Origin of the sequence: uncultured Sphingosinicella sp. (assembly GCF_963974575.1) — a bacterium.
Classification (GTDB): domain Bacteria; phylum Pseudomonadota; class Alphaproteobacteria; order Sphingomonadales; family Sphingomonadaceae; genus Sphingosinicella.
Genome location: NZ_CAXBBQ010000004.1, coordinates 391,493 through 404,737, shown reverse-complemented (window position 1 = coordinate 404,737; position 13,245 = coordinate 391,493). Strand labels below are relative to the sequence as shown.

The 13,245-nt window shown below is 65.3% G+C and carries 16 protein-coding genes; 12 read left to right on the top strand and 4 right to left on the bottom strand.

The features are described 5' to 3' along the window. Nucleotides 1-58: 58 nt before the first annotated feature. The 12 genes from AAC014_RS09960 to AAC014_RS09905 all read left to right on the top strand — a co-directional run bounded on the left by AAC014_RS09960 (nt 59) and on the right by AAC014_RS09905 (nt 9,490). Nucleotides 59-1,495: a flagellar hook-length control protein FliK gene (locus AAC014_RS09960; RefSeq protein WP_339707716.1), complete on the top strand. Its 1,437-nt coding sequence runs from the start codon at nt 59-61 to the stop codon at nt 1,493-1,495. A gap of 11 nt (nt 1,496-1,506) precedes the next feature. Beyond that, on the top strand, nt 1,507-2,061 hold the full coding sequence (locus AAC014_RS09955) for a flagellar basal body-associated FliL family protein (RefSeq protein WP_339707713.1): 555 nt from the start codon (nt 1,507-1,509) through the stop codon (nt 2,059-2,061). A gap of 8 nt (nt 2,062-2,069) precedes the next feature. Further along, nucleotides 2,070-3,059 carry a flagellar motor switch protein FliM gene (gene fliM / locus AAC014_RS09950; protein WP_339707710.1) on the top strand — a complete coding sequence of 330 codons (990 nt, stop codon included), beginning with the start codon at nt 2,070-2,072 and terminating at the stop codon, nt 3,057-3,059. 16 nt (nt 3,060-3,075) lie between these two features. Next, nucleotides 3,076-3,393, top strand: a complete 318-nt coding sequence (gene fliN / locus AAC014_RS09945) for a flagellar motor switch protein FliN (RefSeq protein WP_339707707.1) — start codon at nt 3,076-3,078, stop codon at nt 3,391-3,393. A gap of 28 nt (nt 3,394-3,421) precedes the next feature. Then, nucleotides 3,422-3,730, top strand: a complete 309-nt coding sequence (locus tag AAC014_RS09940) for a flagellar biosynthetic protein FliO (RefSeq protein ID WP_339707704.1) — start codon at nt 3,422-3,424, stop codon at nt 3,728-3,730. Beyond that, nucleotides 3,717-4,511, top strand: a complete 795-nt coding sequence (fliP, locus tag AAC014_RS09935) for a flagellar type III secretion system pore protein FliP (RefSeq protein WP_339707701.1) — start codon at nt 3,717-3,719, stop codon at nt 4,509-4,511. Before AAC014_RS09940 ends, fliP begins: the two co-directional genes overlap by 14 nt. 10 nt (nt 4,512-4,521) lie before the next feature. Continuing rightward, nucleotides 4,522-4,791, top strand: a complete 270-nt coding sequence (gene fliQ, locus AAC014_RS09930; protein WP_121052305.1) for a flagellar biosynthesis protein FliQ — start codon at nt 4,522-4,524, stop codon at nt 4,789-4,791. Further along, nucleotides 4,788-5,567: a flagellar biosynthetic protein FliR gene (fliR, locus tag AAC014_RS09925; protein ID WP_339707696.1), complete on the top strand. Its 780-nt coding sequence runs from the start codon at nt 4,788-4,790 to the stop codon at nt 5,565-5,567. The genes fliQ and fliR overlap by 4 nt, the downstream gene beginning before the upstream one ends. A gap of 3 nt (nt 5,568-5,570) precedes the next feature. Then, on the top strand, nt 5,571-6,698 hold the full coding sequence (locus tag AAC014_RS09920; protein WP_339707693.1) for a flagellar type III secretion system protein FlhB: 1,128 nt from the start codon (nt 5,571-5,573) through the stop codon (nt 6,696-6,698). A gap of 109 nt (nt 6,699-6,807) precedes the next feature. Then, nucleotides 6,808-8,793, top strand: a complete 1,986-nt coding sequence (fliD, locus tag AAC014_RS09915) for a flagellar filament capping protein FliD (protein ID WP_339707690.1) — start codon at nt 6,808-6,810, stop codon at nt 8,791-8,793. Next, nucleotides 8,772-9,176: a flagellar export chaperone FliS gene (gene fliS, locus AAC014_RS09910; RefSeq protein WP_339707687.1), complete on the top strand. Its 405-nt coding sequence runs from the start codon at nt 8,772-8,774 to the stop codon at nt 9,174-9,176. Before fliD ends, fliS begins: the two co-directional genes overlap by 22 nt. Further along, nucleotides 9,173-9,490 carry a hypothetical protein gene (locus AAC014_RS09905; protein ID WP_339707684.1) on the top strand — a complete coding sequence of 106 codons (318 nt, stop codon included), beginning with the start codon at nt 9,173-9,175 and terminating at the stop codon, nt 9,488-9,490. Before fliS ends, AAC014_RS09905 begins: the two co-directional genes overlap by 4 nt. A 9-nt stretch (nt 9,491-9,499) precedes the next feature. On the opposite strand, the gene AAC014_RS09900 is transcribed toward AAC014_RS09905, so the two are convergent. From AAC014_RS09900 to AAC014_RS09885, 4 genes are all read right to left on the bottom strand, one after another. Continuing rightward, entirely contained in the window at nt 9,500-10,627 is a 1,128-nt protein-coding gene (locus AAC014_RS09900) for a sigma-54 dependent transcriptional regulator (RefSeq protein ID WP_339707681.1), read from the bottom strand. Between the two features lie 161 nt (nt 10,628-10,788). Next, on the bottom strand, nt 10,789-11,550 hold the full coding sequence (locus tag AAC014_RS09895) for a molybdopterin-binding protein (protein ID WP_339707678.1): 762 nt from the start codon (nt 11,548-11,550) through the stop codon (nt 10,789-10,791). After that, on the bottom strand, nt 11,547-12,338 hold the full coding sequence (locus AAC014_RS09890; RefSeq protein ID WP_339707675.1) for a cytochrome b/b6 domain-containing protein: 792 nt from the start codon (nt 12,336-12,338) through the stop codon (nt 11,547-11,549). Before AAC014_RS09890 ends, AAC014_RS09895 begins: the two co-directional genes overlap by 4 nt. Before the next feature lies 1 nt (nt 12,339). Continuing rightward, nucleotides 12,340-13,236: a hypothetical protein gene (locus AAC014_RS09885; RefSeq protein ID WP_339707673.1), complete on the bottom strand. Its 897-nt coding sequence runs from the start codon at nt 13,234-13,236 to the stop codon at nt 12,340-12,342. Nucleotides 13,237-13,245 lie beyond the last annotated feature (9 nt).

The following is a 13,245-nucleotide window of genomic DNA, read 5'->3' as shown; positions in this document are numbered from 1 at the left end:
CGCCCCAAAATGGCACGCTTATTGCTGAGTGTTCGCCTGAGTAAGCAATGGGGGTCAAATGTCCGTCACCGCGACTGGTCTTGGGGAACTACTGGGAATGCCGGATCTGTCGGTGCAAACCGCCATCCGCCCCGGAGTTCCGGCATCTGTGCCCGATTTCCTGTCGATCATGGCCCTGAAAGCCGCCCCGCCCGCCAAGGGTGCCGTGCCGGGCCTTCCTGTCGGACTGCCGTCGGCGGGCGACGGAAACCCGACGACGGAAAGCGTGCAAGCCGCTCCCATGCCGGGCGCCGCCCCTGACCAAACCGATGAAAGCGCCGACATGGCATTCGATCTCCAGCTTCCCGCAATGCCCGCGCAGCAATCGCCTGCGCCCGAGCCGAAAACGCCGAGCGCCCGCTTCGCTGCGATCGCGGCGCAGCATCGCCTTGCCGCAGACGCACAGCCCGAAACCGATGTGGTGGTTCCCGCGCTCGACACGGATACGGAGAGCGACACGCCTGAAGCTCCGGCCATATCGCCCGAGGTCCTGGCCGCACCGCAGCCCGCTCCGCTTCCGGTTCCGCCCGCGGCCCCGGTCGTCGTGGCTGTACAAACGGTCGTGGCAGAGGCGACCACCGTTTCACCCGATGAGGTGCAAGCCGAACCCGTTGCGGTTCCCGGTCGCGCCTCTCCCGACGATGCGGCGCGCGCGGCTGCTTTGCCGCAAGTTGCGAACGTGGCGCCCGATGCGGAAGCCGAGGACGCGGCGCCCTTGCCCGCGACGAACACGAATGCCCCCGCCGTCCAGACACGCGTCAAGCAGCATCCTGAGATGCCGACGCAGGCGGTGCGCGGCGAACAGCGTGCCGCCGTCGAGGCTACCGAAAAGGCCGATCCGGCGCTGAGCGCGCTTATCGACCGCACCGATCCCGAAACGAAGAACATACCCGCACCGCTGCGCGAGGCGCTTCCAGCGTCGCAAACCGCGCAGGCCGTGCTTACCGCGATCCACAATCCCGTATCCGATGCACGCCCGCAAGTCGCAGACGCGGCGCAGGGACAGATCGTTTCGAACGCGATGCTCGACGATCTGCTCATCGGCAACGCGGTCGAGGATCAATGGGTCGATCAGCTCGCCGCCGACGTGCAGACGCTGGTGAACGGTGATCGCCGCGAGGCGCAGCTGCACCTGAAGCCGCGCGAGCTCGGTGATCTCTTCATTCGGCTGGAGACGAACGGCAACCAGGCGAAGGTGCATTTCACGGTGGAAACCGCCGCCGCGCAGAGCTTCATCGCTGATGCCGCGCCGCGCCTCCAGTCGATGATGGAAAGCCGGGGCGTTCACCTTGAGGGCGCCTCCGTCGATGTCGGCAGCGGGCGTCAGGATCGCGGCGAGCAGCCGCGCGAGACGCCGACCGAGCCGTCGTTCGGAGGGCGCCTGCGCGGCGCCGCATCGCAGGCCGAAACCGTTCGCGCCATTGTTCGTCAGACCGCCATCGAGCGCTTTGCCTAGGAAAGATTGAAATGAGTGACACTCCCGCACCTGCCCCCAAGAAGAAGAGCGGCCTTGTCGGCAAGCTCATTCCCGTGATCGGCGCGCTCGTTCTGCTCGGCGGCGGCGCGGCTGGCGGCTGGTACGCCACCTCGAGTGGTCTCATCGGCGGCCACGGTCCCAAGGAGGACAAGAACAAGCCCCAACTCGTCGAGCGCAAAGAGGGTGGAGAAACGCCCGCGCAGACCGATGCTGACGGCGACGGCCATTACGAGACGACCTATTTCGAGATGAAGCGCGAGTTCACCGCGAACCTTACCGACCCCAATCGCTACATCCAGGTGGGGCTCGGCGTAGCGACGAACTACGACAGCCGCGTGATCGAGGCGGTCGAAAAGAACGAGCCGGCGATCCGCAGCGCAGTGCTCGGCGTGCTCGGCGAACAAACCGCGGATCATGTGGCGACGGTTGCCGGCAAGGAGGACCTGCAACGCCGCCTCCGCGCCGCGATCAACAAGACGCTTCAAGACAAGGTCGGCTTCGGGGGCATTTCCCAAGTCTATTTCACCAGCTTCGTCATCCAGTAGGACACGCAATGAGTTCCGAACTCAATCTCAGCAAGGAAGAGATCGAAGCGCTGCAGGCGGGCATCGCCGACGGCAGCATCGCGTCGGGCGCGGGCGTGATGCCCGACGGCGTGATTGCACCGTGGAGCTTCGACAGCGGCGACGAGCGCGAGTTCGGCGATCTTCATGCGCTGCACATGCTGAACGAGCGCCTGGCGCGCGGAATGCGGCAGGTATTCCAGCCGATGCTGCGTGTCGCGCCAAAGGTGGATTGTGGGCTCACCTCGCTCGAATCGTTCGGCAGTTACGCCGAAGGGTTCGAGGATTTCCTGAGCCTCACCATCGTCCGCATGGAGCCGCTGCGGGGCCACGGCCTCGTCGTGATGAAGCCCGATCTCATCGGTGCGATCGTCGATGCGTATTACGGCGGCAGGGGAGATCCGCCCGCGACCCGTGCCAGCGAATTCACCGCCGCTGAAGACCGTGTGCAGCAATCGCTGCTCGGACGCCTGTTCGCGCAGCTCGATTCGGCGTGGGCGGATATCTTCCACCTGCAGTTCAGCCGCATTTCGAGCGAAAGCCACCCGCAATTCCTCTCGTTCCTCGAAAACAACGACATGGTGGTGGTCACGCGCTTCCTCGTGCACCTGCCGCGCGGCGGCACGTCCGCCGTGGATGTCGTCTATCCGCTGAATGCACTGAAGCCGCTGCTGCCGCTCCTGCGCCTGCGCGTCATCACCGAGCAGAGTGAGACCGATCCGGGTTGGAAAGGGCGGCTGAAATCGGCGCTGCTCGATGTCGAGCTTCCCGTGCGCTCGATCCTCGCGGAACCGACGATGTCGATGAGTGGGATCATGGCGCTGAAGGTCGGCGATGTGGTGCCGATCCACGTCCCCGAAGAGCTGCACATGCTCGTCGAGAAAACCACATTCGGGATCGGCGCGCCCGGCGAAGCCAACGGCAATGCCGCGCTCAAGATCCGTTCAATCGCGCGCCCGCGCGCCACCACCAATCGATAGTTCCAAGGAGCCCGACATGAGCGACACTGAAACCGCGAGCCCCGAAACCAAGTCCGACGACCCCTGGAAGCCGGGATCAGCGAATCTGCGCCTGCTGCAGGAAATCGATGTCCGCCTTTCGGTGGAGGTCGGCACCAGCCAGGTGAAGATCCGTGATCTTCTGAACCTCAACGAAGGCAGTGTCGTCGAACTGGATCGCCCGGCGGGCGCGCCGCTCGACCTGTTCGCAAATGGCACACTCTTTGCGAGGGGCGAGGTGGTGACGGTCGGTGGACGCTTCGGCGTACGGATTACCGACATTGTGGCACCGGGAGAACGCGTCAAGGACATCTGACGCGTCAAGATTTTGACGGGGGTGGACCTTGATCGGGGATTACGTATTGCGGCTGGCGATCATGCTGCCGCTGGTATGCGGACTGATCGTCGCCGGGCTCTGGCTCGCAAAACGCTATAACCTCGGTGGTCTCACGGGGGGGCTCAAGGCCCGCTCCGCCACCCGCTCCGCCGCCCGGCTTTCCGAGACGGTGTTCCTCACCCCGGCGGTCAAGCTCGCCGTCGTCGATTTCGAAGGCAAGCGGCTGTTGCTTGCTGTAACGAAGCAGGGCGCAAACCTTCTTTCCGAAGTGCCCGCGATCAGCTTCACCGTCGAGGAAGACGATGATGCGCGCTGATCGCCTGATGCGCTTCGCGCCGTTCCTCGTCGCCGCGCTGCTCCTGTTCGCCGCGCCCGCACTTGCCCAGACGGCGCCGTCCGGGCCTTCACCCGTCCAGTTCGCCGCCGATACGCTGACCGGCGCTGCTGCGCCCGGCGCGCGCCAGCCGCTCTCGCTGTCGCTGCAAGTCCTCGTCCTGATGACGCTGCTGTCGGTTCTGCCGGCAGTGATCCTGATGATGACGGCGTTCACGCGCATCATCATCGTGCTCTCGATCCTGCGGCAGGCGCTCGGCCTCGCGCAGACGCCGCCCAATCAGGTGCTGATCGGCCTGTCGCTGTTCCTCACCTTCTTCGTGATGAGCCCGGCGATCAACGAGATCAACGATACCGCCTTCAAGCCCTACGCCGCGAACGCCATGCCGATCGACACGGCCGTGGAGAAGGGCGGCACCGTGCTGCACCGCTTCATGATGGCGCAGACCCGGCAGAAAGATATCATCCTCTTTGCCAACCTGAAAAAGGACGGCGCATACGAACGCCCCGAAGACGTGCCGTTCTCGGTGCTGCTGCCCGCGTTCGTCACCAGTGAACTGAAGACGGCGTTTCAGATCGGCTTCCTCGTCTTTCTGCCTTTCCTCGTCATCGATCTCGTCGTTGCCGCCGTCCTCATGTCGCTCGGCATGATGATGCTGTCGCCAACGCTGATCTCACTTCCCTTCAAACTGCTGCTGTTCGTTCTCGTCGACGGCTGGGCGCTCACCATGGGTTCGCTCGCCGGCAGCTTCTTCACGAGTTGAGGGCGACACGATGGACGCAGCCTATTTCACTGCAGTCGCCGGACAGGCGCTCTGGATTCTCGTTCTGGTTTCCCTGCCCGTGTTGCTTCCAGCGCTCGTCATCGGCGTGGTGCTCGGCATGGTGCAGGCCGCGACCTCGATCAACGAGGCGACACTCAGCTTCGTGCCGAAGCTGATCGGCGTACTCGTTTGCCTCGGCCTCTTCGGCGGGCTGATGATGGGGTTGCTCGTCGATTTCACGCAGGACATTTTCTCGCGGATTCCGGACCTCGTCAGATGACCGGCATTATGTCCGTCGGGATCGAGGCATGGCTGATGCAGCTTATGTTCGCCATGCTGCGCATCGGCGGCACGCTCGTCGCGGCGCCGATCTTCTCGGCGATCGGCGTGCCTCTGCAGGTGCGCGTCGTGCTCGCGGGCGCGATCGGCGTGTTGGTGCTCTCGGTCTATCCGGTGGATGTACCCTACGACATCCTGTCGCTGCAGGGTCTGGTGATCGTGATTCAGGAGCTGATGATCGGGCTCTCCGTGGGCTTCATCCTCCAGCTCGCCTTCGCCGCGCCGCTGCTCGCGGGCGAATATATCGCGAACTCGATCGGCCTCGGTTTTGCCAACATGGTCGACCCGCAGAGCGGCAACAACAGTGCGGTCGTCGGCCAGTTCCTGATGATCCTGATGACGCTGCTGTTCCTGGCGCTGAACGGCCATCTCATTCTCGTGCGGCTGATCGTGGAGAGCTATGCCTTGATGCCGCTCGGCGGCGATTGGCTGACGCGCGACCATTTCTGGGCGATTGTGAAGTTCGGCGGTTTCGTGTTCGCGGGCGGGCTCGCCATCGCGCTGCCCGTCGGCTTCGCGCTGTTCGCGCTCAACCTTCTTGTCGGCGTGCTGACACGCACCGCGCCGCAGCTCAACATCTTCGCCGTCGGCCTGCCGCTGACGCTGATGACCGGCTTCGTCGTGCTCGCCATCGCGTTCCCGGCGATGAGCGACCTCATGCAGTCCGCCGCGAACACGGGTCTCGACGAGGCGCAGACGTGGCTGGGAGGGCGGTAGGCCGTGGCCGATAAACCCGAACAGGACCAGCAAACCGAAGCCCCGACCGAGAAGCGCAAACGCGACGCGGCGGAAAAGGGCGATGTCCTTCGCTCGCGCGAACTCACCACCGCGCTCGTGATGCTCATCGGCGCAGGCTATCTGGCGCTTGCCGGCGGCTGGATGGTCTCAAGCCTTGAAACCATGTTGAAAACGGGCCTCCTCGGGCTGAAGCACGGCGGCACCAACTTCCAGCCCGCCGCGATGACCTGGGCGCTCGCCAAGGTTGTCGCGTTTCCGCTTGCCGGACTGCTATTCACCTGCTTTACGGCCGCGCTCGCGAGCCAGGCGCTGCTCGGCACGTTCCAGTTCAACATGTCGCTCATCGCGCCCAAGGCCTCGCGCATGAATCCGATGAACTACGTGAAGCGCACCTTCGGGATGCAGGGTCTCACCGAGCTCGGCAAGTCGATCCTGAAAGTCGTGCTCGTCGGTGTGATCGGCTGGTGGATGCTGTCCGATTATGCGCGCGATATGGCCGCGCTCGGCGCGGAAGACGTGATCGTCGCGATCACGCACACCGGGCATCTCGCGATCGCGTTCCTGCTCATCCTGTCGGCCGGGCTCGTCGTGGTCGCGGGCGTCGATATTCCGCTGCAGGCGATCCAGCTGATGCGCAAGCTCAAGATGTCGCGGCAGGAGATCAAGGACGAGGTCAAGCAGACCGAAGGTTCGCCGGAGGTGAAGATGCAGATTCGCCGCCGCCAACGTGAAGCCACACGCAACAACATGCGTGCGGGAATGCAGCAGGCTAACGTCGTGCTGACGAACCCGACGCACTTTGCCGTCGCGCTCCGCTACGACAAGACCCGCGACCTCGCGCCTGTCGTCGTCGCGAAGGGCAAGGATCTTGTGGCCGAGGTGATTCGCGAGCTTGCGGCGGACAATGACGTGCCGGTGCTCAGCTATCCGCTGCTCGCCCGCGCCGTCTTCTTCACCTCGAAGATCGGTCAGGAAATCCGCGACGATCTCTACGTTGCCGTCGCCGGCGTGCTGGCGTTCGTGTTCAGCGTGGAGCGCGACCGCCTGACCCAGCCCGAAATCGACGTGCCGGAAGGTGCGCGCTTCGACGAGAAGGGGCAGCCCTTATGATCGGAACGTCCCCGAATCTTTACCGATTATTCCCTAAATCCGGCGCAGAACCGGTCGTGAACAGATTAAGCGGATGGCGCGCGTCCGCAGGAACGAGAAGGCAGGTCCAATGTCCATTCTGACGGCGCTCGGAAGCGGGTCGGGCATCGATACCCAGCAGCTTATCGCTGATCTGGTCGCCGCGCAGCGCGCGGGCAGCGACAAGGCCCTGACCGCACGGCAGACGGCGGTTGACGCCAAGATTTCCAGCCTTTCCACGATCAGCTCGGCGCTGTCGGCCTTCTCGAACGCGCTTGGTTCGCTTGTCAGCAGCGGCGCGCTTGGCCGTCAGGTGATCAGCAGCGACACATCATCGATTGCGCTTTCGCTCACCGGTTCGTCGAGTCCGCCGTCGCTGTCGCACACGATTGAGGCGACGCAGCTCGCGCAGCGGCAGACGGTCGCCTCGGCGGCGGTTGCCGATCGCAACGCGCCGATTGGCGAGGGCACGCTCACGATCAACTTCGGCGCGATTTCGGGCACATTTCCGACCCCTGCAGGCTTCACAGCCGGCGCCGCCGCGCCCGTCACCATCACGATCGGGCCGGACAACAACAGCCTCGTGGGGCTCCAGCAGGCGATCAACGCGTCGAACGCCGGCGTCACTGCGTCGATCGTCGAGGATTCAAGCGGCGCCCGCCTCGTGCTTCGCGGCGAAACCGGCGCGGAGAAGGCGTTCACGATCGACGGCAGCGCGGGCCTCGAGGCCTTCGAGTTCGGCCCCGGCACCGCGGGCTTGACCTGGACGGCGCAGGCGAAGAACGCCGTCGTCGTGATCGACGGTATCACCGTGGAACGCCCGACGAACAGCATTTCGGACCTCGTCTCGGGCCTCAAGCTCGACCTCATGAAGGTCACCGACGGTCCCGTCACGATTTCCAGCGACTATGATGCGACGACGCTGAAGACGGCGGTCGGCAACTATGTCGATGTCTACAACCAGCTGATCTCGATGCTCGCGGAGGAAACCCGGGCCGGCACGGACTCCGCCGCAGCAGGCGCGCTCGCGGGCGACCGCACGACACGCGATCTGAAGCGGATGCTCGCCGATCTCAGCACGAAGACGCTGCTGACGGGCGGCGGCGGTCCGTCGAGCCTCTCCGAGATCGGCATCAAGACCAACCGCGACGGCACGCTCAGCATCGATGATACGGCGCTCACGAAGGCGGTGACCAATCATCCGGGCCGCGTCCACGACATGTTCGTGCCGGGGCAGACCAGCAGCTCGGCGCTCGTCGAGATCGCAAGCAGCCTCGGCGCGACGAAGCCGGGCACCTATGCGGTCACTGACATCGTCGCGGCGACCTCCGGCAGGCTGAGCGGCGCGGCTGCGCCTTCGGCATTCGACGTGCCGGTCTTGATCGATGCGACGAACAAGAGCTTCACGGTCACGCTCGACGGCCGCACCTCGCTCGCCATCAACCTCCCTGAAGGCAGCTATGCGACCGGCGCAGCGCTCGCCGCGGCGTTCCAGACGGCGATCAACGACGATTCGGTGCTGAAGTCGTTCGGCCTGTCGCTGACGGCGGCGTGGGACGGTTCGGCCTTCACGTTCACTTCGAAGGGCCTGGGCAGCACCTCGGGCGTTTCCATCGTCGGGCTCGACGGCACGCTTGCGACCACGCTCGGCCTCGACGTGCCGACCGCCACCGCGGGCACCAACGCATCGGGCAAGATCGGCGGTATCGACGCCATTGGCATCGGCAACCGCCTGATCGCGCCGTCTTCGTCGGCGGCATCGGGCCTCGCCGTCAATATCCTCGGCAGCGCGACGTCTGCGACAATTGTCGTGCGGTCGACTGTGTCCGGCCTCATCTCCGACATGCAGAAGCAGCTTTCGGCTTCAGGCGGAGGCTTCAAGACGACGTCGGAACGGCTGGCGAAAGAAGCCAAGGCGATCGCGGAGGAGCAGGATCGGGTCGAAGCCCGCAGCCTCGCGCTTGAGGAACGCCTTACGATTCAGTTCGCGGCAATGGAGCGCGCCATTTCCGCCTTCAACAGCACGCAGGAATATATGAAACAGCAGATCGACATGTGGACGCGGGACGCCGGCTGATGATGCAGGCCCTGCGCGCGCGGCAGCAGTATGCCGCCATCGACACCGCCACCCGCACCGAACAGGCGAATCCGCACCGCCTGATCGAGATGCTGTACGACGAACTGCTTTCCGCGCTTCGGCAGGCGGGCATCGCGATCGATCGGGGCGATCTCGCCATGAAGAGCAGCCGTGTCAGCCGCGCGCTCTCCATCCTGCACGGTCTCGAATCGAGCCTCGATTTCAATCGCGGTGGTCCGGTCGCGCAATCGCTTTCGTCGGCTTACGGCTACCTCCGTCAGGAGACGATCGCTGCGGGCCGCGACAATGATGCGGATCGCCTTGCCGCCGCCACGGAGGCCGCCGCCGGCCTTGCGGATGCCTGGCGGCAGATTCGCCCGTGACTGCGATTCCGGCCCTTCTCACCGACATCGAATCACTGTCCGGCATGACGGCGCACGCCGCGGCGGGCGGCGACTGGACGGCTGTCGAACGCTATGAGACGATTCGCCTCGCGCTCGTGAAGACGCTTTCGGGGCTCGCTGTGGATCCTGCATTGCGGATCGAAGCGCTCGGCGCGCTGCGTCAGGCCGAATCGCATTCGGTCACGATCGGCCACGCCATCGATGTCGGTCGCCGCGCGCACGAGCGCAGCGCCCAGGCACTGCGCCAGTCCGGCACCGCGCGCAGGCTCTACGGAAAAGCGCGTACGGCTTGACGCGCTATTCTATGCGACGGCGCGTTCGCCGCGGCTGATCTGGTATTTGCGCATCTTCTCGATGAGCGAGGTGCGCTGCAGTCCAAGGACGCGGGCCGCGTCCGCGACGATGTCGCCGCTCTGTTCGAGCGCCGCGTGGATCAGCGACTGTTCGAGTTTCGCGACAAGCGCGCGCATGTCGCACGTGCCGGCGCCCAGGAGCGCGCGCGGGTCCATGTCGAGACTGTTGTCGTAGGGGCGCAGCGGAACGACGGTGGCCGCAGGCAGGCGCATATCCGCTTCTTCTTCGGAAACCGTCGTAGCATCCCAGATCGCCGCATCCTCGTTCAGCGGCTCGCGGCGTTCGAGCGTCGCGCCGAGCAGGATTTCGACGTCGTCGACACCAATGTCGCCCTCGCCGAACAGCACGACCGCGCGTTCAATCACGTTGCGCAGCTCGCGAATGTTGCCCGGCCAGTTGTGCTGGCAGAGTGCGCGCAGCGCCGAAGCGTCGAAGCGCAGCTTCGTGCCCGACTGCTTCAGGAAGTGCGCGACCAGCATCGGAATATCTTCGCGGCGGTCGGCGAGCGCCGGCAGCTGCAGCGGGAAGATGTTGAGGCGGTAGAAGAGGTCTTCGCGGAACCGGCCCTCGGCGATCGCCTGTTCCAGGTTCTTGTGCGTGGCGGAGATGACGCGCACGTCGACGGCCATCGTCTTGTTGCTGCCGACGCGCTCGATCTTGCGCTCTTCGAGAACGCGCAGCAGCTTCACCTGCATGTCGGCGGGCATGTCGCCGATCTCGTCGAGGAAAATCGTGCCGCCGTCAGCGGCCTCGAAGCGACCCTTGCGGCTTTGCAGCGCGCCGGTGAAGGCGCCCTTTTCATGGCCGAAGAGTTCTGATTCGATAAGTTCGCGCGGGATGGCGCCGCAGTTCACGGCGACGAATTCGTTGTTCCGGCGGGCCGAAGCGAGGTGCAGGCAGCGCGCGACGACTTCCTTGCCGGTGCCGGACGGGCCCGTGACGAGCACGGAAGCCTGCGAACCGGCAAGACGCATGATGAGATTTCGGACCCTGACGATCGCTTCACTGCGACCGATAAGCAGCGCCTCCAGTTCGGCAATACCGCCGCCTGCTGCAGCCCCCGTTGCAACCGTCATCATGTTCCCCCTCGGCGACACCCCTGACGCCGTGAAACGGGGTTTAACAGTGAAATGGTTAACGAAATTTATACAGGGAATCCTTAATTCTCAATGCATTGTAAATTTCACCGTTTCGTTGCGAAAGCGTAGCATTTCCGGCCGTTTCTGCTGTGTAACGGTTAAATTCCGGCGTACCATTCGTAGCCGACGCGGTCTTCCCAATAGCCGCCTTTCCCGCCGCCCGTGTCAGCAAGGGTCGACGCGACCTCGACGCGCGTAACGAACTTCGCGTGCTTGTAGCCGAGCTGCCGTTCGACGCGGAGCCGAAGCGGCGCGCCGTGGCCGATGGGGAGCGGGGCATCGTTCATGCCCCAGGCGAGGATCGTCTGCGGGTGGAAGGCATCGATGAGGTCGATCGATTCATAGTAGCGCGTCCCGCGGAAATCGTCGGCGCAGTGGAAGATCACATAGCGCGCCCCGTCCCGAAGCCGGGCGACGTCGAGCAGCGTTTTCAGCGGTACGCCGGTCCATTTGCCGATCGCGCTCCACCCCTCCACGCAGTCGTGCCGCGTGATCTGCGTGCGTGCGGGAAGGGCGCGGATCGCAACCAGCGACAGGGCCAGCGAGCGCTCGACCAGCCCGTCGACAACGAGCCGCCAGTCCGCAAAGCCGTTCGCCGCATGGCGCGCATAGGCTGGGTCTGCCGGCAGCGTGTTGCCGTTCATGCGGAACACAGGCGACATCTCCGCCGCGCTAAACTCCCGCGCCAGCGCGTCGCGGTCGCTGATCAGGCGCTGCGCGCGCATTGTAAGCTTTTCGGCGCTGAACAGGGCCTCTCGGAAGCCTTCGCTCTGGCCGAGCCGGTCGCAGCCCGAAACCGCGAGGCCGGCGCCGGCAACGAGACTCCCTATGATTCCGCGACGGGTAACAAGGTGTTTCATGGGGTATCATCCGGTATGCGGTGGCGGCCGGTGATCATCGACCTGATCCCGGTCAAGGGGCCTGAGAGCAGCACCATCAGCAGATGCACGAGGATGAAGGCGGTGATCAGCGTCGCGCTGATGAAATGCACCGAACGTGCCGATTGCCGACCGCCGAACAGGTCGACGAGCCACGGCCACGCCGCGTCCATCGCGGGCGACATGGCAAGACCGCTCAGCACCATCACGGGCAGCAGGACGAACAACGTGCCTGCATAGGCGAGCTTCTGCAGCACATTGTAGCGGAGGGCCGCCTCGCCGCGTGGGAAGCGAAGCCGGGCGTGGGCCTTGATGTCCTGCCACAGGTGGCCGGGCGCAAGCTCCCGCCTGCTTGGTAGAAGCTCAGCGGCATGGCGGCTGGCGACCGTCCAGACGAGGTACAGGCTCCCCGCGACGGCGAGCAGCCATGCGAAAGCGATGTGCCAGCGCCGGGCGAGCGCCAGATTGTAATTGGACGGGATCGTCGCCCAGTGCGGGAAGGCAAGCGCGCGCGAGACGCCGTTCGGGTCGGTCCAGCGTCCGAGCACGCCGGTCGTCTCGACGCGCAGATCGCCGACACGCAGCACGCCGGATGTGCGTGTCGCGTAGATCTCCAGCCAGGCCGGGTCCGGATTGGCACCATATGCGCCCCAATAGAGGCGCGGGTGCGCGTTGAAGATCATCAGGCCGCTCATCAGCAGCACGAACACCGCGATCGCATTCGTCCAGTGCCAGAGCCTGACGGGCAGCCTGTGGCGGCGGACGATCACGCTACCAGCCCTTTGCCGCGATCCAGTAAGGACCGGTGCAGGCGCGGGGGATGCCTTCCAGCAGGTAGCCGGGTGGCGGCGGTTCGGTGGTGCCACCGCCGGAAAGCGACACGGCAGCGCCCACCGTGAGAGCGCCCCCCGCCGCGCCATCACGCACGACGAGCTTGCCGGCGTCTTCGGCGAGCCGGGCGGAGGAGGGCCAGAGCACGAGACGGCTCTCCCCCGTTTCGCTGCCGACGCGCAGGCAGCCGTCCTTCACGAACAGCGTACCCGTGAGCAACGCCCGCATCGCGGCGCCCGAAGGATCACGCGCCTGCGGGAAGTGCGTGACGGCACCGGCGCTTTGCGGCCGGGGGATGCTGTCGTCGCCGACGACATCGAGCGCCACTGCCGGCGAGAGCTTCAGCCTGCCCGCGGCGATGGCGGCCTTCGCCGCTGCATCATCGACGACGTGGAGCAGCACGCGGTTCGCCTCTATATCCCGTTCCGTGCCGACAAGCGCCAGCCCGGCTGCCTTGAAGGCGTCCTTCGCCTCGGTTTCGGCGGCGGAGAGGTCGGCGAGCGAATAGTCGACGCTGCGGGGCACGAAGGCGTCGTCTCCCACGTAGCGCTTCAGCTTTGCGGCGGCATCGCCCTTGAACAGCACCACGGCCTGCGCCTTCGGCTCGTGCTCAAGGTAGAGCCCGGCGAAATCCGGGTCGGAGCGTACGCGGAGCTGGAACACGGCGAGTCGGTCCGCAAGCCGCATTCGCGCCTCCGCCTCCTCAAGGCTGATGCCGAGCGTGCGCGACAGGTGCAGCGCGGAATCTGCCGCGCTTGTCGGCTCGGCCTGCTGCGCGGCCGCGCTCGCGGCGAGCAGTGCAAGCGGGGGCAGCGTCAGGCGGTACAGGCTGTTCACGGCGTTCTC

Coding starts and splice junctions, on each gene's coding strand:
- AAC014_RS09960 (WP_339707716.1), top strand. CDS start 59: ATGTCCGTCACCGCGACTGGTCTTGGGGAACTACTGGGAATGCCGGAT.
- AAC014_RS09955 (WP_339707713.1), top strand. CDS start 1,507: ATGAGTGACACTCCCGCACCTGCCCCCAAGAAGAAGAGCGGCCTTGTC.
- fliM (WP_339707710.1), top strand. CDS start 2,070: ATGAGTTCCGAACTCAATCTCAGCAAGGAAGAGATCGAAGCGCTGCAG.
- fliN (WP_339707707.1), top strand. CDS start 3,076: ATGAGCGACACTGAAACCGCGAGCCCCGAAACCAAGTCCGACGACCCC.
- fliP (WP_339707701.1), top strand. CDS start 3,717: ATGATGCGCGCTGATCGCCTGATGCGCTTCGCGCCGTTCCTCGTCGCC.
- fliQ (WP_121052305.1), top strand. CDS start 4,522: ATGGACGCAGCCTATTTCACTGCAGTCGCCGGACAGGCGCTCTGGATT.
- fliR (WP_339707696.1), top strand. CDS start 4,788: ATGACCGGCATTATGTCCGTCGGGATCGAGGCATGGCTGATGCAGCTT.
- fliD (WP_339707690.1), top strand. CDS start 6,808: ATGTCCATTCTGACGGCGCTCGGAAGCGGGTCGGGCATCGATACCCAG.
- AAC014_RS09900 (WP_339707681.1), bottom strand. CDS start 10,627: ATGACGGTTGCAACGGGGGCTGCAGCAGGCGGCGGTATTGCCGAACTG.
- AAC014_RS09895 (WP_339707678.1), bottom strand. CDS start 11,550: ATGAAACACCTTGTTACCCGTCGCGGAATCATAGGGAGTCTCGTTGCC.